Source organism: Kordia zhangzhouensis, assembly GCF_001005305.1.
GTDB classification, from domain to species: Bacteria; Bacteroidota; Bacteroidia; order Flavobacteriales; family Flavobacteriaceae; genus Kordia; species Kordia zhangzhouensis.
On the sequence record NZ_LBMH01000003.1, the window covers coordinates 154,111 to 173,362 of the forward strand.

The following is a 19,252-nucleotide window of genomic DNA, read 5'->3' on the forward strand; positions in this document are numbered from 1 at the left end:
CCTGCGTAAAAACTCTTTACATTTTTATTACTTTTGTAATCCAAACTAAAAACCAAAGACGATGAGTCACAATATCAAAGCAGGCGTTGCTACGGGAGACGAAGTACAAGAAATATTTAAACTAGCCAAAGAAAAAGGCTTCGCATTACCAGCAGTCAATGTAGTAGGTTCCAACTCTATCAATGGAGTATTAGAAACTGCTGCAGAGCTCAACGCTCCTGTTATTATACAATTTTCAAACGGAGGTGCACAATTCAATGCTGGAAAAGGATTGAGTAACGAAAATCAAAAAGCTGCGATTGCAGGGGCAATTGCAGGTGCTAAACACGTACATCAAATGGCAGAAGCGTATGGTGTTCCTGTGATTCTTCATACAGATCACTGCGCAAAAAATCTGTTACCTTGGATTGATGGTTTGTTAGATGCTAGTGAAAAACATTTTGAAGAAACTGGAAAGCCATTATACAGCTCACACATGATTGATCTTTCTGAAGAACCAATCGAAGAAAATATTGAAATCTGTAAAGAATATTTACAACGCATGAGCAAAATGGGCATGACCCTTGAAATCGAATTAGGTATTACTGGAGGAGAAGAAGATGGTGTAGATAATAGCGATGTAGACGATTCGAAATTATACACACAACCAGAAGAAGTTGCGTATGCATATGAAGAATTAATGAAAGTAAGTCCTAAATTTACCGTGGCTGCTGCTTTTGGAAATGTACATGGAGTATACAAACCTGGAAATGTAAAATTGACTCCAAAAATTCTAAAAAACTCACAAGAATACGTTTCTAAAAAGTACAATGTAGGACATAACCATATCGATTTCGTTTTCCACGGCGGGTCAGGCTCTACACTTGAAGAAATTAGAGAAGCTATTGGTTATGGAGTCATTAAAATGAACATTGATACCGACCTTCAGTTTGCCTTCATGTCTGGAATTCGCGACTACATGCTAGATCACAAAGATTATTTGATGACACAAATCGGAAACCCAGACGGAGATGATATTCCAAACAAAAAAACATACGATCCTCGTAAATGGTTGCGTGAAGGCGAGCTTACATTTAAGGCACGTTTAAAGCAAGCTTTTGAAGATTTGAACAATGTAAATACATTATAATATATTAATATGTATATCTTTGCGTTTCTCCCTTAACGGGAGTCGGGCTTTCGGTAGTCGCTCTGCTTGGTTCTGCTAAATTTGGTTTAGCATCTCTGCAGGAGCTCCAACAAAACCTTAATCCCTAACGCACAAACCGAAGAAAACTAGTAACTAAAGACAGTATTATGGCTTGGTTTAAAAGAAAAGAAAAAGGAATTCAAACCTCAACGGAGGAAAAAAGAGATACACCCAAAGGACTTTGGTACAAAACTCCAACAGGGAAAATTGTTGATTCAGAAGAATTGGCCGAAAACTTTTACGTAAGTCCTGAAGATGGCTATCACGTAAAAATTGGAAGTAAAGAATACTTCGATATCTTATTTGATGACGGCAAATTCAAAGAATTGGATAAAAACCTAACTTCCAAAGATCCATTAAAATTTGAGGACAGTAAAAAATATACAGATCGACTCAAAGCTGCCAAAGAAAAAACAGGCTTAAAAGATGCGGTTCGTACTGCTGTTGGAAAATCGAAAGGAAAAGATTTAGTAATTGCCTGTATGGATTTCAAATTTATTGGAGGTTCAATGGGAAGTGTTGTGGGAGAAAAAATTGCCCGTGCTGCTGATTATGCCTTAAAAAATAAAGTTCCTTTCATGATTATTTCCAAATCTGGAGGAGCACGAATGATGGAAGCCGCACTTTCACTGATGCAATTGGCAAAAACTTCTGCAAAATTAGCACAATTAGCAGATGCCGGAATTCCGTACATTTCATTATGTACAGATCCAACAACAGGAGGAACAACAGCTTCTTTTGCTATGCTAGGCGATATCAATATTGCAGAACCTGGTGCTTTAATTGGATTTGCAGGTCCGCGTGTAGTTCGTGATACAACAGGAAAAGATTTACCAGAAGGATTTCAGACTTCAGAATTCTTACTAGAACATGGATTCTTAGATTTTATCTCTCATAGAAAAGACCTAAAAAATAAAATCAACTTATACATTGATTTGATTCAAAATGAGCCAATCCGAGCTTAATTTTATCAAAACAACAATACACAACAAAGGCTTCCAAATTGGAAGCTTTTTTATTGCTTCAAACTTCTACCCTATTCTTACTTATTTAAGTAAATAAGATTTTACAACTAACATTTTTCAGCATGTATAACATAATAAACAACATTTCTCAAAAAGGTTAAATTAATAATTTGGAATCTAAAAAATAGTAGTATATTTGCGGCTTGATACGATAAATGTATCATTGCATAAAAATTATTAAAATAATATTGGCATGTATTTAACTAAAGAAATTAAAGCGGAAATTTTCGCAAAGCACGGAAAATCTACTACTGACACAGGTTCATCAGAAGGACAAATTGCATTGTTCACACACAGAATCAATCACTTAACAGAGCACTTAAAGAAAAATCGTAAAGATTATAATACTGAGCGTTCTCTTGTGAAATTAGTAGGTAAAAGAAGAAGTTTACTTGATTATCTAAAGAAAAAAGATATCAACAGATATCGTGCAATCGTAAAAGAATTAGGATTAAGAAAATAAGAAGAAAGAGGCTACGCGCCTCTTTTTTTAATTATAAAAACTATTTCTTACATGCCGTAAGAAATTATAAAAAGCTGTAATTACTGGTTTTTCATTGGGTCATCACAACAACTACAACACACAACAACACAACGACCTATGTTTAATTAGAATTAAAAAAATTTATGATTCCAAAAGTTTTTAAAGAGGTTATTGACCTCGGTGACGGTAGAGAAATCTCTATTGAAACTGGAAAATTAGCAAAACAAGCGCATGGTAGCGTTGTGGTACAATCTGGAAAATGTATGTTATTATGTACTGTTGTTTCCAATTATAATCAGGCAGATGTTGATTTTTTACCACTTACAGTAGACTATCGTGAAAAATTTGCTGCTGCGGGTCGTTATCCTGGTGGATTTTTCAAACGTGAAGCTAGACCTAGCGATGGAGAAGTTTTAACAATGCGTTTGGTCGATCGCGTTTTGCGTCCGCTATTTCCAAAAGATTATCACGCTGAAACTCAAGTAATGATTCAGTTGATGTCGCATGATGAAAATGTAATGCCAGATGCAATGGCAGGTTTAGCAGCTTCTGCAGCGATTCAGTTATCTGACATTCCTTTTGAAACACCTATTTCTGAAGTACGCGTAGGACGTATAAATGGTGAGTTTGTTATCAATCCAACATTAGAGCAATTAAAAGAATCTGACATTGACATGATGATTGGAGCTTCTGCGGATTCTGTAATGATGGTTGAAGGAGAGATGAAAGAAATCTCTGAAGAGGAAATGACAGAAGCAATCAAAGCTGCACACGAAGCTATTAAAGTTCAATGTGAAGCGCAGATTAAATTAGCGGAAGCTTTTGGTAAAAAAGAAACACGTGAATACGAGCCAGAAATCGAAGATGAAGAATTGGCACAAAAAATTCACGACATGGTATATGACAAAACATATGCTATAGCCAAAGCTGGTTCGTCAAAACATGAACGAAGTCAAGCATTGAGTGACATTAAAGACGAAGTGATTGCTTCTTTTTCTGAAGAAGAACAAGAAGAATTAGGAAAACTTATTCACAAATACGTAGCCAAAGCACAAAAAGCTGCTATTCGAAACTTGACGTTAGATGAAGGCTTACGCTTGGACGGTCGTAAAACAGATGAGATTAGACCAATATGGTGTGAAGTAGACTACCTACCTTCTACTCATGGTTCAGCAATCTTTACACGTGGAGAAACGCAAGCATTAGCTACTGTCACTTTAGGAACTTCTAAAGAAGCGAATATGATTGACATGCCTTCTTTTGAAGGTGAAGAACGTTTCTACTTACACTACAACTTCCCTCCTTTTTCAACAGGTGAAGCACGTCCTATACGTGGAACTTCTCGTCGTGAAGTTGGACACGGAAACTTAGCTCAACGCGCGTTAAAAGGAATGATTCCTGAAGATTGCCCATATACAGTTCGTGTTGTTTCTGAAGTATTAGAATCAAACGGATCTTCATCAATGGCTACTGTTTGCTCAGGCACCATGGCATTAATGGATGCTGGTGTTCAAATGAAAAAACCAGTTTCAGGGATTGCTATGGGACTTATTTCTGATGCTGACACAGGTAAGTATGCTGTTTTGTCTGATATTCTAGGAGACGAAGATCACTTAGGAGACATGGACTTTAAAGTTACAGGTACTGCTGATGGAATTACAGCTTGCCAAATGGATATCAAAATTAAAGGATTGTCATATGAAGTTTTAGTAAAAGCATTAAAACAAGCACGTGATGGACGTTTACATATTTTGAGCAAACTAACTGATACCATAGCACAGCCTAACGAAAACGTTAAACCACATGCTCCAAAAATGGTTACAACAACAATTCCTGGAGAATATATTGGTGCGCTAATTGGTCCTGGTGGAAAAGTAATTCAAGAGTTACAAAAAGAAACTAAAACCACAATCGTAATCAATGAAGATCCTGTAACAGAAGAAGGAATTGTTGAAATTCTAGGAACTGACCAAGAAGGAATTGATGCTGTATTGGCAAAAATCAATGCGATTACGTTTAAGCCTGAAAAAGGAAGCATTTACGAAGTAAAAGTAGTAAAAATGCTTGATTTTGGTGCAGTTGTTGAATATACAGAAGCTCCTGGAAATGAAGTATTATTGCATATTTCTGAACTAGCTTGGGAACGCACTGATAATGTAAGTGATATTGTAAAAATGGGAGATATTTTAGACGTGAAATACTTTGGAGTTGATCCAAAAACACGAAAAGAAAAAGTATCGCGCAAAGCAATTTTACCAAAACCAGAAGGATTCGCTGCAAGACCTCCAAGAGACGACAAACGTTCTGGAGGAAGAGATAACAGAAGTAAAGATAATCGCGGACGTGATCAACGCAAACCTAGAGAAGACAAGAAAGAAGATTAATTTTTTCAAAACTCTTTATATTAAAAAAATGCCTCGAAATTCGAGGCATTTTTTTGTTTCAATCTACACAAAACTACAAAAGTATTGTCGCTCTTATTTTAATACTATAATTTTGCTATCTATTTTATGATGTATGACAAAACTCAAAATTGCAAGCTTAGACGGAAAACCTGAAATTTTTCACTCTATACAAGGAGAAGGAAAAAATATTGGACAACCAAGCGTATTCATTAGAACTTCGCTATGCAATTTGCATTGTATTTGGTGTGATACCGATTATACATGGAACTGGGAAAAAACACGATTTGCACATGTAAAAGATACAGAGCCGTCGTATACAAAATACAAAATGGACGAAATGATTATTTCGCTTTCGCTAGAAGAAATTTATGATGAAGTTGCGAAAACTGGTTGTAAAAATATTGTCTTAACTGGTGGCGAACCAATGATGCAATTGGGCGAATTAACTTCCTTAATCGAATTTTTCAACACCAAAGCTGAAGATTACTTTTTTGAAATTGAAACCAATGGAACAATCATGCCTAACGAAAAATTTGAAGCTTTAATCCATCAATACAATGTTTCTCCAAAATTAGCCAACTCCAACAATTCAAAAAAATTGCGTGAAAAGCCAGAAGTCTATCGCTATTTTACAGATAATCCGAAAGCTGTTTTTAAATTTGTAATCTCATCAGAAAAAGATCTAACGGAAGTATTAACCATTTGTAAAGACTACAAAATTTCTAATAAAAAAGTGTATTTAATGCCCGAAGGAACCAATCCTGAAATGCTACAAAAAAAGCAACAATGGCTAATAGAAATCTGCAAAAAACACCAGTTTAACTATACAGATCGCTTACATGTGCACATATACGGCGACAAAAGAGGCGTGTAAATAACTGAAAGACAAATACTTCACAGGAAAAACAATTTTCTTTTAAATAATTCCTATGTTCTTGTAACATTTTTTTCATTTCATCCGTATAACTATATGCGTAAGCACAATGATTAAAATCCCAAGTAGATTACATGAGACAACTTAAAATTACCAAGCAGGTTACCAACAGGGAAACCGCATCCTTAGACAAATATCTTCAAGAAATCGGTAAAGTTGACCTTATTACAGCAGACGAGGAAGTAGAATTAGCACAAAGAATCAAGGCTGGAGACCAAGTGGCTCTAGAAAAATTAACAAAGGCTAACCTTCGTTTCGTAGTTTCGGTTGCAAAGCAGTATCAAAATCAAGGATTAACACTTCCTGATTTGATTAATGAAGGAAATTTGGGTCTAATTAAAGCCGCTCAACGTTTTGATGAAACACGTGGTTTTAAATTTATTTCATACGCTGTATGGTGGATTAGACAATCAATCTTACAAGCATTGGCGGAACAATCACGTATTGTTCGTTTACCTTTAAATAAAATTGGTTCTATTAACAAGATTAACAAAACATTTGCGTATCTTGAGCAAAGTCATGAACGTGTTCCTTCTGCAGAAGAAATTGCAAAAGAATTAGACATGACTGTGAATGATGTTAAGGAATCAATGAAGAATTCTGGAAGACACGTATCAATGGATGCGCCGCTTGTAGAAGGAGAAGATTCCAACTTATATGACGTATTGAATTCGGGTGAATCACCGAATCCAGATAAAGAATTATTGCACGAATCTTTAAAAACAGAGATTGAACGTGCATTAGAAACATTGACACCAAGAGAAGCAGATGTAATTCGTTTATATTTTGGGTTAGGAAATCAACATCCTATGACCTTGGAAGAAATAGGAGAAACATTTGACTTAACTCGTGAGCGTGTACGACAAATTAAAGAAAAAGCGATTCGTCGCCTAAAACACACGTCACGTAGTAAAATATTAAAAACATATTTAGGATAAATTCCTAAAAACCGTACAGCAGTTTAGTTTTTATAACATAACTGTTCGTTTTTTGATTGATGAATGACGCTCTCGCATTGCGAGAGCGTTTATTTTATAGTACATTCGCAAACGAAAACAACAACACAACAAATTTAAAATTATGTCTACAAAACGTATTGCTCCTTCAGTCTTAGCAGCAGATTTTGCCAACTTACAAAGAGATATCGAAATGGTTAACCAAAGCGAAGCCGACTGGTTTCATATTGATATCATGGATGGTGTTTTTGTCCCAAATATTTCTTTTGGAATGCCTGTATTAAAAGCGATTAGCAAGCATGCACAAAAAACCATTGATGTACATTTAATGATTGTTGACCCTGATCGTTATATTCAAACTTTTGCAGATCTTGGTTCTGATATATTAACAGTTCATTATGAAGCTTGCACACACTTGCACCGAACATTACAAGCCATTAAAGCTGCTGGAATGAAAGCCGGCGTAGCATTAAATCCACACACTAATATCAATCTTTTAGAAGATGTCATTCAAGATATTGACCTGGTCTGTTTAATGAGTGTAAACCCTGGTTTTGGCGGACAATCGTTTATTGAAAACACATATCAAAAAGTAAAAAAATTAAAAGCTTTAATTACTGAAAAAGGAGCTGCTACAGAAATCGAAATTGATGGAGGTGTTAATGATAAAAATGCCAAAGCCTTAGTAGACGCTGGTGCAGATGTATTAGTTGCTGGAAGTTTTGTATTTCGTTCGGAGAACCCAACGCAAACCATTCAAAATTTAAAGACAATCATTTCTTAAGATTGATTTACAAATATATTTTTAGCGAAAAAAGTCATCTTTAAGATGGCTTTTTTTGTGACCTATCGAGTGCAAATCGCGTCAAAAAAATCCTCTTTAATTTAAAATTTCCACGTTTTTTTCAGAAAAATATACATTTCGAAAAGACTTTTTACGGACAAAAAACAGCCTTTTTAATGTCAATTCACGGAATTGACCACCCTTTTTCGTTTTTTTATTAAAACCACACTAAAAAGCTTACAATCAACACTTTAAACCAGATTTTTATATTCTACATTCACGGAAAATAGAATGCAATTTCTTGAAATTGAACTGCAAGTCGTTGCAATTTTTGTGTAACAATCCTACATTTACGTATACCGATTTAACAGTCATCCCTAAAACCTATTCACACAAATGTTAATTAAAAAAAGTATTGTAAATGTCCTCACCTGAAATGTCGTTAAAATACGATCTTTTGAATTCACAAATGAATCCTCATTTTATCAATAATGCAATTCAAAGCATCTGTAATTCCATTACTAAAGGAAACATTCAACAGTCAATCAATTGGCTGAATAGGCTTTCATGTTTGTACAGACTTGTACAAAAATCAACGAAAGAAAAATTAATCACACTTGAAGAAGAACTTGAAATTTCTACATTGTATGTAGAGCTTCAGCAAGATCTTTTTGAAAAAGGGTTTTCATATCGCATCACTATTGATGAAACTCTCAAAGAAGACGTCTCTTTCACGAAAGTTCCTCCATTAATTTTTCAACCTTTGATTGAAAATGCAATTATACACGGATTAAAAAGCATGAAGAAAAACGGGAAAGGAGAATTACAAATTATTATTACAAGTGATGAAAGTACACTACATGTTTGTGTACTTGATAACGGGGAAGGAATTAGTACCTCAAAAAGCAATCAACACACAGCTTCTGGAATCTCTCTTGAAAACATTAACGAACGATTACAAATTATTAATGGTGAAACATCAGATCAAAAACTTTTACGTGTAGAAACAATGAAAAACCATGAAGGATTGATTTTGGGTACACAAAGTTGTTTGAAAATTCCGCTTATTCAAATTTAAAAATCGGCAATATACATGTTAAGCATACGCTTTACTCTATCATAGATCTCAGGAAGTTTTTCTCTAAATTCTTCGGGTGTTTCAAAAAAATGTTCTATCAAGACCGACAAAAACTCATATTGATTTTCAAAGGCGTATTCTCGCAAATAATTCATCTGTATTAAACGTTTTTGCGCCACTTTATCTGTTAATGAAAATAATAAAATTTGATAGTTTTTCAAGAATTGCTTTGCACAGTAACTTTTCTCGGTCAAAAAGCTAAAATGCAACGCATGTGTCAATTCATGTATCCCTAAATTGAGATTGTCATCTTCAATCTTTATTCCTTCTTGAAAATCTTTCCAAGAAAATACCAAGGTCTTATATTTTGGATTGGCTTCTCCTTTGTGGAATTGCTTTGTTACATTAGACAAGTAATGGCTTGGATATACCAAAATCGTTTCAAATCGTGATAATAAATAACGATTTAAACCAAAAGTAATCATAATAGCTGTAGAGGCTATCAAAAGTTTCATTCGCTCCGTGATAATTAATTCTTCGCGTCCAACAAATGTATGGTATTGGATAAAGCGCAACACCCGATGCTCGAACAACCGTTGCTCATTAGATGACAACTTATGATAAAAAGAAACCTCATTGGTTACAATAAGTCTTTGCTCTTCCGTAAATGTATTTGGAAATAAAACAAAACGATAAATGTTTGTTTTTCTATATAAATATCCTTTTAGCAAGTTAGTTGGCAAAATAATAATTTCAAAAAATATGCGTAATGGCAATACAAATAATAAATAGGCTCATGCAATTGAGCTGACTAAAATAAATAATCTTATCTATAAAAAATAATGTCAATCAACTAAAAAAAAGAAACTTTTTCTAAGTCATACTAGAGTAAAATAATAAAACGTTATTCTAAAAAATGAATCAAAGCATGTATCAAAAATTTACTTTACTTGTCTTCTTATGCGCCACCGCTTGTTTTTACGGTCAGGAAAAGTATGAGTATGACTTTTATACTAATACAAATATAGAAACTGGTTACAGTTATAATTTTGGCAAACTCAATAACAAAAATTTTCATTTACTATCCATTGGGCTTAATAAAACCACCTATGGAGGTAGGCATGGCGGCGGATATAGCTACGGAATGGGCACTGATATTGCTCTCAACACCAAAAACTTTACCATAGCTCCCAAAGTAAATGGTTTTATTTATTATCAATTCATTGTAATCGGCTCTGAACTTGCATGGTATACAGATTTTAAGAAAAGTTCGCTTCGATACATACCAATTTTTGGAATTGGCAACGCAAAAGCTAAAATTACTATCAATCCTCATGTAATTTTGACTACTAAAGAATTTGATTCAATGAATCATGGAGCGATTCAACTCACTATAAACTTTAGTTTAGATAAAAAGAAAAGAAATTGATTTATTCGTTCAGTTTTGTATGAAAAATCTAAAAAACTATGGGTTTTAACTTAAAATTATTCAATAATTACATATTTTTAAGCATTATAAATTTGCAATGATGAAAAATAATCTACTCTTAAAAAATCTTGCATTAGCTGCCTTATTTGCTATTGCAAGCTGTGCTAATGACGACTCAAATATAATTACGCCCGAAGGCGAAAACCCCAATCCCGACCCAGTAAATCTAGCTCCAGAAGTAGAAATATACAATGCTGACAAAATTCATAATAATTTAACGCTTGCTGTAAATGCTGGCGACAACTCTGCATTTTTATTAAATAAAACAGGGCAAAAAGTAAAAGAATTTACTTTTGATGAGCCACTAGGAAATGACCTAGAAATCCTACCTAATGGAAAAATTTTAGGTGTTTTTAAAGACCCTAATGCACAAATTCAGTTTGGTGGGTATGGTGGTATTGTCAAAATTATGAATATTAATGGAACCGTTGAATGGGAATACACTTTAAGCAACGCTGACTTTGTGATTCATCATGATGTAGAAATGCTGCCTAATGGAAATGTTTTGCTTCTTGTATGGGAACGTATTCCGGAAGCAATTGCTTCTTCGCAAGGATCTACAAATCCAGGAGATATTTATCCAGAAAAATTAATCGAAATCGATCCGAATACTGATACTATTGTGTGGGAATGGAGAAGTTATGACCATATTATTCAAGACGACAATCCTTCCCTACCCAATTTTGGGAACGTAAGTCAACATCCACATAAAATCAACATTAATTACAACCCAATTGCCAATGGAGATATTATGCATGGAAATGGTATTGATTATGATGCAAATAAAGACGTTATTTATTTAAGCATTAACTTTTTTAGTGAAGTTTGGGTTATTGATCACAGCACTACGACTTCTGAAGCTGCAACTGGCAGTGGTGGAAATTATGGAAAAGGAGGTGATTTAGTGTATCGATTCGGAAACCCTCGCGCATATGATAACATGATGGGAGAAGTACGCGGTGATCGCAATCATTACCCTAACTTATTGGAAGATGGAGTTCAAGGTGAAGGAAATATTCTTTTGTATGTAAATGGTTTTGCTGAAGGAGTTTCTACTGTATACGAACTAGAAATGCCAACTACTTTTTCGTTGACGCCTGATACTGATAATGAACCTAATGTTGTATGGTTTTATAAAAACCCTGCTATCTTTTCTGGTAAAATTTCTGGAGCTGAACGTTTGACTAATGGAAATACTTTAATCTGTGAAGGAGATTTCGGTTTTTGGGAAGTAACTCCTACTAAAGAATTGGTATGGCGTTACAATGGTGGCAACGGTTCATTTTTCTGGAGAGCATATGATTATGACGTTGACGATCCTGTTTTAGCAGGCTTCGGCCTTTAGAGATGATAAAAACATTAAGAAAAGCACATGAATTTTCTATTCATGTGCTTTTTTTATGACTTCTTGTAACATTTCCTCACAGAAATAGACCTATTGGCAGAGCCAATTTAAAATTAAATGATATGCAAACACTATATCTTTTCCATCAACGCTTTTCAAAATTTATCATCCCAATTTCATTAATAGCAATCATTTATTTTTTCACGAAGTCTCCTTATTTTCTTGAAAATACACACACGCTCAGTTTTGCTATTTCTGCAGATTTACTGACAACAATTCCTGTTATTTATTTTTTACTTATCCGAAAAACTAGCATTCCAAAAACAACTGTGGTTCCACTAATGCTGCTTGGTCTTCTCGTTGGGTTTTATGTGCTTCCTGAGGAAAACCAATACTATTTGCAGCTATTTAAAACATGGTTTTTGCCTATAATAGAACTTTCTGTAATTACTTTTGTAATTTACAAAGTTCGAAAAGCGGTTCTTTTTCATAAATCTCAAAATCATAACTCTACAGATTTTTTTACTGCTTTACAGAAAACGTGCTCCGAAATATTTCCAAAACCAGTTGTTGTTCCTTTTACGACTGAAGTAGCCGTTTTTTATTATGGATTTATTGATTGGAAAAAAAGAAAATTAGCCGAAAACGAATTTAGTTACCATAAAGAAAGTGGTTCTGTTGCGTTGTTTTACGGCTTGTTATTATTGGTTGCTGTAGAAATTACACCAATTCATATTTTATTAGCAAAATGGAGTGAAATTGCTGCGTGGGTTCTTACTTTTTTAAGTATTTACTCCGGATTTCAAGTTTTCGGTTATGCTAGATCGTTAGCAAAACGTCCCATTATTGTAGAAAACAATGTGTTGTTGTTACGTTACGGAATCATGCAAGAAGCTGAAATCCCACTTAAAGAAATCAAAAATATTACCTTATCTAGTAAAGACATTGAAAAAGACGAAAATATAGCTCGCCTAGCTTTGTTAGGTGAATTGGAAAGTCATAATATGATTATTGAAACGCATTCGGAACAAATTCTGAGAGGTTTATTTGGCACTAATAAAAGGTTTACCAAGATTGCGTTGTATGTAGATCAAAAAAGTGAGTTAAAAAAATATATAGAAGAGCTTCTTTAATGTATCATTTTACATATCAACAATTTGCAAACTCAGATGATTGATATACTGTAAAGAGTATATACTATTACTCTTCTACTACTTCCCACATTTTATCAGCATTTAAGCGAAACGTTTCTACGAAATCAAAATTACACTGTGTTGGTGCAATAATTGACAAAAATGGCTCTTGGTTTTTGTCTCGATATAAATGATAAATTTCTCCAACAATTGGTTCAAAGTTAAACTTTGCATTGTAGATTAAATTGTTGTATTCAAACTTTTCCATCAACGCATCATATTCTGCTTTAAGTTCATCATATTTTGCCTTGACTTGTTTATTTACTTTATCAATATTTACATTTTTCCACGTCACCGTATCAGGTGTTTCTATTCGTGGTGCTCCTACATTAGTCGCATACGGTTTTAACCCAGGATTGTAACTATTGGTTTCTTCGTCGTATACTACATTATCGGGTCTTTCGTTTTCTTCCTCTTGCTTCATTTTTATCTTTTAATAATCCTCTAAATTAGCGATAATTTTTTGTGCTCGGTCTTTCAATGCTTCTAATTTTGACTTCTCCATTTTATCTAACAAACTCATCATCATATTCATTCGCTGATTGTCTTTAAAATGTTCGCGTTTCTCGTCTAAGAAATTCCAATATAATGAATTGAACGGACAAGCATCTTCGGTTTCTTTTTTAGAGATTTTGTAGACACAATTGCTACAGTAATTACTCATTTTGTTGATATAGCTTCCGCTAGAAACATATGGTTTGGTTGCTACCAATCCACCATCGGCAAACTGACTCATTCCCCGCGTATTTGTAAGCTCAACCCATTCTATAGCATCAATATAAATTCCCAAGTACCATTCATCAACTTCGTCAGGATCCATTTGCGTGAGCAATGCAAAATTCCCTATAATCATTAATCGTTGAATATGATGTGCATATGCTTCATTCAAACTTTGTGTAATAGCATGCTTCAAACAATTCATCTTTGTTTTGCCAGTCCAAAAGAACGTAGGCAATGAATTTGAATTTTTCAACGTGTTCAAAGTTCTATAATTTGGCATTTCTTTCCAATACATTCCACGCATATATTCACGCCACCCTAAAATTTGTCGAACAAAACCTTCAACTTGCGAAATATCAATATCATCTTTATGTGTACGCCAATGCGAAATCACTTTTTCAATGACCTCTTTCGGGTGCAACATTTTGGAGTTCATAGCAAATGATAAGCGACTGTGGAATAAAAATTTTTCATCAGTATGCATCGCATCTTGATAATCTCCAAAATTGATTAGTAGTTTTTCACAGAAATAATCTAAAACTTTTAAACAATCTCTGCGATTGGTTGGCCAATGAAAGTTTTCTACATCAATTGTTCCAATTGTTTTTATTTCAGCAGCTACAATCATTTTATGAATTTCCTTCACTGAATTCTTAACGCGTTTTTCTCTAGGAATTTGAGGGCTTCCTTTCCATTTTTTACGATTACTTTGATCGAAATTCCATTTTCCTCCTTCAGGGTCTGTATCATTTACCATCATGATTGTATATTTTTTTCGCATATCACGATAAAAATACTCCATGACCATTTGTTTTTTTCCTTTAAAAAATTCTGCAAAATCTGCCCTTGAAGTCAAAAAATGTTCGGTATCATACACTTGAGTATCAATAGAAATTTTCTCGCAAAACGTTTTTAATTGCTCGTCCAAACGATACTCATCTGGCAATTGATATTCAAATTTTTCAATATTATGTTCTTCAATGAGTTGTTGAATATTTTTTATCAGATTCTGCTGATTGTTTTCAGTATCTAATGTATAATAGACAACTGTATGCCCTTCATTTTTCAACCAATCACAAAACGAACGCATACTCTTAAAAAAAGCAACTATTTTCTGAATATGATGCTTAACATAATCTGTTTCTTGGCGCATTTCAGCCATAAAATAAATTACGTTGACATCTTTTTGATTATACCAAGAGTGCTTATAATTTAGTTGATCTCCTAAAATAAGTCGTAATGTTTTCATAACTTTTAGAATAAGCTGGTTTGCAACCAAAGGTTTTGAAATTTGTGATTTGTATCATAGCGTTCAGCTTGTAATTTTATATTGAACTTTCGGTTTCTAGGGTCATTACCAACGCCTGAAATATACATCCAATTTCCATAATTACTGTGCACATCATAATCCATTAAAAGTGATTCAAAATAGGCTGCTCCAATGCGCCAATCGAGTTCCATATTTTTTGCAAAATAAGATGCTACATTTTGACGTCCTCTATTGCTCATCCAACCGGTGTGTTTTAATTCGAGCATGTTCGCATTTACAAAAGGTTCTGAGGTTTCTCCATGAATCCATTGATTTATTTTTTTAGTGTTTTGTTCCCAATTATAGTTTTTGTGTAATATTCCTTCTAACTTAAAAATATCGTTTCCATGTTTGAGCGATATATATTTAAAGAAGTCGCGCCAAATCAATTCAAAAATCAACCAGTATGTGGATTCATTTTTTGCAATTTTGGATTCGTATTTTTGTACTTCATGGTAAATTTTTCGTGGTGATAAGCTTCCATTTGCAAGCCACGCCGATAATTTAGAACTATACTCTTTTCCTATCAATCCATTGCGAGTTTTTTTATAATACGACAATTTTTTTGTGTCCCAGAAATAGGTTTGTATACGCTCCAAACCATGAGTTTCTCCTCCTTTAAAAGGAAATGCTGTTCGTGTATCTAGTGTAAACTCGTTAAATCCTAATTCTTGTAGTGTAGGAACTTTGGTTGTGTTGGAAACGTAATTTTTTTTAGGCATTTGAGAACTCGTTGACATACTGCGAACACTCACATATTTTTCACACTTTTTTCTAAATACTGTATATACATGCGGAATCGCATCAAAAGACATTGGTATATCATCAGGATGATATAAGAACTGATCAAAACTTTCTTCAAAACAAATTTCACTTGCCACTGATTGTTTTACATTTTCGAAAACAGTCATTTCTTCTGAAGTCCATTCTTTTTGTAAATAGATTGTTGTTACTTTATACAACTCTGTATATTTAGGAATAATTAACTCAGGCTTTTCAAAATGAACGAATAATGTTATATGAAGTTTACGAAGTTCCTCTTGAAGGTTGTTTACAGTTTCTCTTAAAAATTGCGCACGATATTTCCCTGTCTTTTTAAATCCAAAACAATCATTTTGAAAGTGGCGTGGATCAAAACAATAAAGAGCGATTACAGATTCATTGTTTTTGACAGCTTTCATCAAAGAAATCTGATCGTGTATTCGCAAATCATTTCGAAACCATACTAGCCCTGTTTTAACCATTTTTTTTGTTTTTATTTCTGCGACAGCGCTCACTACAATAGTGTACTTTGTCCCATACACGTTCCCACTTTTTACGCCATGTAAAAGTTCGTTCACATACTTTACAGATTTTTGTAGGTAGTTGCGCTTTTCTCATTATCGCTATTTTGTTTAACAAATATACAAAATAGCTAAACATTTATAATTTTATGAACTGTAGTATCTTTTATATTATTCCCACACAAAACGTGAATTCTACTACAAAATCTTATATATTTGAAAAAAGAGCTCTTTTTTTATGAATTCCATTCACTTAAAACATTTTGCTACAATTGTCATAATTGGTTGGTTGTTGCTTTCTTGTGAAAACACTTCAAAGGAAACGAAAACAAAGCAAACTGTTGTTGCTTCTGAAATGGATAAGAAAATAGCAGATTCGTTATTTGAAGCAGGGAGACAGCTATATTATAAAAGAGAATTTAAAAAATCTGCAACTACTTTTTTGAAAGCTGATAGTTTGTATGAACTCCAACCCAATTATGAAAAGCAGTTGAAGTGCTATATAAATACTTCAGTCGCTTTACAAGCATTATATGTAGATAATGACAGCATCTTACCTATTTTACACAAATATATTCCCGTTCTTGACACCTTACCTAATGATATGATAGAAGTATGCGACTATTACAATACATTACATCTAATTCATTTCAATTCTGGTAATTATTTAGATGCTAAATTTTACAGTGAAAAATCGTTAGCGCGACTTGAAAAAATGTCGGACAAAAGCAAACAGACGGAAGCATTCCACAGTGCGTATTTTTCAGCGTTACGATCTGTAATTTTAAATGAACAAGAACTCTATAATTATGATAAAGCTACAGAAGAAAATAAAAAATTGATTGCATATTCTCGCGCGAACAATTATAATATTTTTTCGGCTGAAATGGAGCTATTAACTACATATGTGTACGCAAATGAATTAGAAAAAGCGGAAACTGTTCTAAAACACATAGAAGAAGAAACTTTAGTAGACGAAAAAAATATATTTGATGCCTTCGATTTTTATCGTGCGAAAATCATGCTATTCATGAATAAAGAACAATTTGAGAAAGCCTTGATTTCTATAGAAGAGCTACAACGCATTATTGACGATTCTGGATATACGCAGCATTTTTCACAATGGTTTTTAACTCAGTTAAAAGGTGATGTATTTCAAGCACAGAAAAATCACGACAAAGTAATTTCTTATATTGAAAACTTACAGATTGATGCCAATTATGAAAAAGCGTCTATTGGATATCGATCCGCAGATTATCAGAAATTGGCAAAAGCATATTTCGGTCTAAAAAACTACCAAAAATGGCAAGAAAATATACAAAAAGCAATCAATTTGCACCTTCCTGAATCTCAACAAACGACAGATTTTTTCAAAAAGATTTCTCTAGAAAATGCTCGTTTTAAAGATTTTCTTATTACACGTGTTTTTTTTAAAGCCAAAAGCTGTTTTGAAATGTATAAAGGAACCCAAAATGAGTTGTATTTGGAAGTTGCCTTACATATTTTTAAAGAAGCACATCAGTTGATGAAAAGTTTAGGTGCTCGCAGTGATGAAGATGCGTTTATTACTGCTGAACAATTTGACCAGTTTTACAATGATTTGTTTTTGCTATATCATGAAAAATGGTTGCATGGTAATGAAAAAAACACTTTTTTTGAAGCACTTTCTATCGGTGATGAGAGTAAAAATGTATTGGTTTTAAATGAATTAAAAAAATCTTCTACTAAAAAAATATTTACTAATATCCCTCAAGAAATACGTGATAAAGAAGCTTACTTACAACAAACGTTAGATTCATTTGCTTATCAAAACACAATATCAACTACAAGAAAAAAACAAATTGAGCAAGAATTCAAAACGCTAAAAGATAAGATTCGAACTGAATTCCCTAATTACTTTGCTTTAAAATACGATAAAGATAGTTCCTTACAAAAGCTAATTTCTCAAGAGTTTTCTGCTTACAATATACTTTCGTTTTCAGTTACCAATCAACATATTTTCATTTTCAATCAAAATCATACTACATACAAATTTGACAAAATAGTTTTTTCTGAAACTCTTCAAAAACAATTACAAAATTTTAGTGCGGCTTTGCAAAATTTTCAAGACAACACCTATAAAGAAAATGCACGCTTGATTTTTGAAAAATTAGTTGAGCCTTATTTAGACATGGAAAAACCTACAGTTTTAATATTGGATGATGTTTTGAATGCTATTCCTTTTGATGTATTTCGTGAATTTACAACGTACTCACAACCTTTTATTCGATTGACGAGTTTGCGACAAGCTATTGATAATCCACATACATCCAAAAGTCGTACAACTGTATATGCTCCTTTTACCCAAAAAAATTCGCTACATTCCCTTTGGCTACCTAACAGTTTGGAGGAGGCTGGCACAATTCAACAAATCACTGATGCTGATATAAAAACTGACATTCAAGCAGAAAAACGGGTATTTGTAGCAACTGCTAAAGATTATGATGTCATCCATTTAGCAACTCATTCAGTTGTCAATAAAAATGCTCCTTTGGAAAGTGCTATTTATTTTTATGCCAATAAAGACAACTCTCCTTCCGAGTATATTTTAAAAGCTAAATCACTGTATAACTTGAATTTTCCTGCAGAACTCATCACATTAAGTTCTTGCGAATCAGGATCGGGAACTTATATTAGTGGTAAAGGCGTGCAAAGTATTTCCAATGCTTTTTATTATGCTGGTGCCAAAAGTACCGTAATGAGTTTATGGAAAGTTCCTGATAAAACAACAGCTCAGATTATGGATTTATTTTATCAAAACTTAAAAGCTGGAAAAAACAAAGCTATTGCGCTACAGCTTGCCAAACAACAATACATAGAACTAACAGACGATGAAAACTTTACTCATCCTTATTATTGGGCAAGTTTTGTGATTGCAGGAGATATTAGTCCCCTAGAACTCCCAAAAGCAACAAATACTTGGCTTTATTATGCAATTGGACTATTTTTTTTGATAATAACCTTATTCTTTAGATACAGAAAAGTACGCAGTTAATCTATATTTTTAAGGTACTTAATT

17 protein-coding genes are annotated in these 19,252 nt (G+C 33.4%); 12 read left to right on the forward strand and 5 right to left on the reverse strand.

What is annotated here, in order from left to right; all coding sequences use genetic code 11:
• Positions 1-61 precede the first annotated feature (61 nt).
• The 8 genes from fbaA to AA088_RS04075 all read left to right on the forward strand — a co-directional run bounded on the left by fbaA (position 62) and on the right by AA088_RS04075 (position 8,855).
• Complete coding sequence (gene fbaA, locus AA088_RS04040; protein WP_046743675.1) at positions 62-1,129, forward strand: class II fructose-bisphosphate aldolase; 1,068 nt, start codon at positions 62-64, stop codon at positions 1,127-1,129.
• Between the two features lie 167 nt (positions 1,130-1,296).
• Positions 1,297-2,154 carry an acetyl-CoA carboxylase, carboxyltransferase subunit beta gene (accD, locus tag AA088_RS04045; protein ID WP_046743676.1) on the forward strand — a complete coding sequence of 286 codons (858 nt, stop codon included), beginning with the start codon at positions 1,297-1,299 and terminating at the stop codon, positions 2,152-2,154.
• A 253-nt stretch (positions 2,155-2,407) separates the two neighbouring features.
• Complete coding sequence (gene rpsO, locus AA088_RS04050) at positions 2,408-2,677, forward strand: 30S ribosomal protein S15 (protein WP_046743677.1); 270 nt, start codon at positions 2,408-2,410, stop codon at positions 2,675-2,677.
• Between the two features lie 164 nt (positions 2,678-2,841).
• Positions 2,842-5,082 carry a polyribonucleotide nucleotidyltransferase gene (locus AA088_RS04055; RefSeq protein ID WP_046743678.1) on the forward strand — a complete coding sequence of 747 codons (2,241 nt, stop codon included), beginning with the start codon at positions 2,842-2,844 and terminating at the stop codon, positions 5,080-5,082.
• Between the two features lie 133 nt (positions 5,083-5,215).
• On the forward strand, positions 5,216-5,977 hold the full coding sequence (locus AA088_RS04060) for a 7-carboxy-7-deazaguanine synthase QueE (protein WP_046743679.1): 762 nt from the start codon (positions 5,216-5,218) through the stop codon (positions 5,975-5,977).
• A 134-nt stretch (positions 5,978-6,111) separates the two neighbouring features.
• Positions 6,112-6,975, forward strand: coding sequence for a sigma-70 family RNA polymerase sigma factor (locus AA088_RS04065; RefSeq protein ID WP_046743680.1), 864 nt, complete (start codon positions 6,112-6,114; stop codon positions 6,973-6,975).
• Between the two features lie 142 nt (positions 6,976-7,117).
• Complete coding sequence (rpe, locus tag AA088_RS04070; protein ID WP_046743681.1) at positions 7,118-7,777, forward strand: ribulose-phosphate 3-epimerase; 660 nt, start codon at positions 7,118-7,120, stop codon at positions 7,775-7,777.
• Positions 7,778-8,198: 421 nt separating this feature from the next.
• On the forward strand, positions 8,199-8,855 hold the full coding sequence (locus AA088_RS04075; RefSeq protein ID WP_046743682.1) for a sensor histidine kinase: 657 nt from the start codon (positions 8,199-8,201) through the stop codon (positions 8,853-8,855).
• Here AA088_RS04075 and AA088_RS04080 read toward each other — a convergent pair.
• Entirely contained in the window at positions 8,852-9,598 is a 747-nt protein-coding gene (locus AA088_RS04080) for a zinc-dependent peptidase (protein WP_162199671.1), read from the reverse strand. The two genes, AA088_RS04075 and AA088_RS04080, sit on opposite strands and share 4 nt — an antisense overlap.
• A 173-nt stretch (positions 9,599-9,771) precedes the next feature.
• Between AA088_RS04080 and AA088_RS04085 the strand changes: the two genes are divergently transcribed.
• The 3 genes from AA088_RS04085 (at position 9,772) to AA088_RS04095 (ending at position 12,822) form a co-directional block, all read left to right on the forward strand.
• Entirely contained in the window at positions 9,772-10,284 is a 513-nt protein-coding gene (locus AA088_RS04085; protein WP_174442397.1) for a hypothetical protein, read from the forward strand.
• Between the two features lie 97 nt (positions 10,285-10,381).
• Positions 10,382-11,689, forward strand: coding sequence for an aryl-sulfate sulfotransferase (locus AA088_RS04090; RefSeq protein WP_046743684.1), 1,308 nt, complete (start codon positions 10,382-10,384; stop codon positions 11,687-11,689).
• Positions 11,690-11,811: 122 nt separating this feature from the next.
• Positions 11,812-12,822 (forward strand): hypothetical protein, encoded by a 1,011-nt coding sequence (locus AA088_RS04095; RefSeq protein WP_046743685.1) that lies wholly within the window; start codon positions 11,812-11,814, stop codon positions 12,820-12,822.
• Positions 12,823-12,889: 67 nt separating this feature from the next.
• On the opposite strand, the gene AA088_RS04100 is transcribed toward AA088_RS04095, so the two are convergent.
• Genes AA088_RS04100 through AA088_RS17925 form a run of 4 tightly spaced genes read right to left on the reverse strand, consistent with a single transcriptional unit; the run spans position 12,890 to position 16,291 of the window.
• On the reverse strand, positions 12,890-13,306 hold the full coding sequence (locus AA088_RS04100; RefSeq protein WP_046743686.1) for a DUF2452 domain-containing protein: 417 nt from the start codon (positions 13,304-13,306) through the stop codon (positions 12,890-12,892).
• A gap of 9 nt (positions 13,307-13,315) precedes the next feature.
• Entirely contained in the window at positions 13,316-14,851 is a 1,536-nt protein-coding gene (locus AA088_RS04105; protein ID WP_046743687.1) for a cryptochrome/photolyase family protein, read from the reverse strand.
• 5 nt (positions 14,852-14,856) lie between these two features.
• Entirely contained in the window at positions 14,857-16,155 is a 1,299-nt protein-coding gene (locus tag AA088_RS04110) for a DASH family cryptochrome (RefSeq protein WP_046744138.1), read from the reverse strand.
• Positions 16,148-16,291 (reverse strand): DUF2256 domain-containing protein, encoded by a 144-nt coding sequence (locus tag AA088_RS17925; RefSeq protein ID WP_082106556.1) that lies wholly within the window; start codon positions 16,289-16,291, stop codon positions 16,148-16,150. The genes AA088_RS04110 and AA088_RS17925 overlap by 8 nt, the downstream gene beginning before the upstream one ends.
• 141 nt (positions 16,292-16,432) lie before the next feature.
• Here AA088_RS17925 and AA088_RS04115 point away from each other — a divergent pair, with 141 nt between their 5' ends.
• The gene (locus AA088_RS04115; protein ID WP_046743688.1) at positions 16,433-19,228 is read left to right on the forward strand and encodes a CHAT domain-containing protein; all 2,796 of its coding nucleotides are present in this window, start codon (positions 16,433-16,435) and stop codon (positions 19,226-19,228) included.
• Positions 19,229-19,252: the final 24 nt, after the last annotated feature.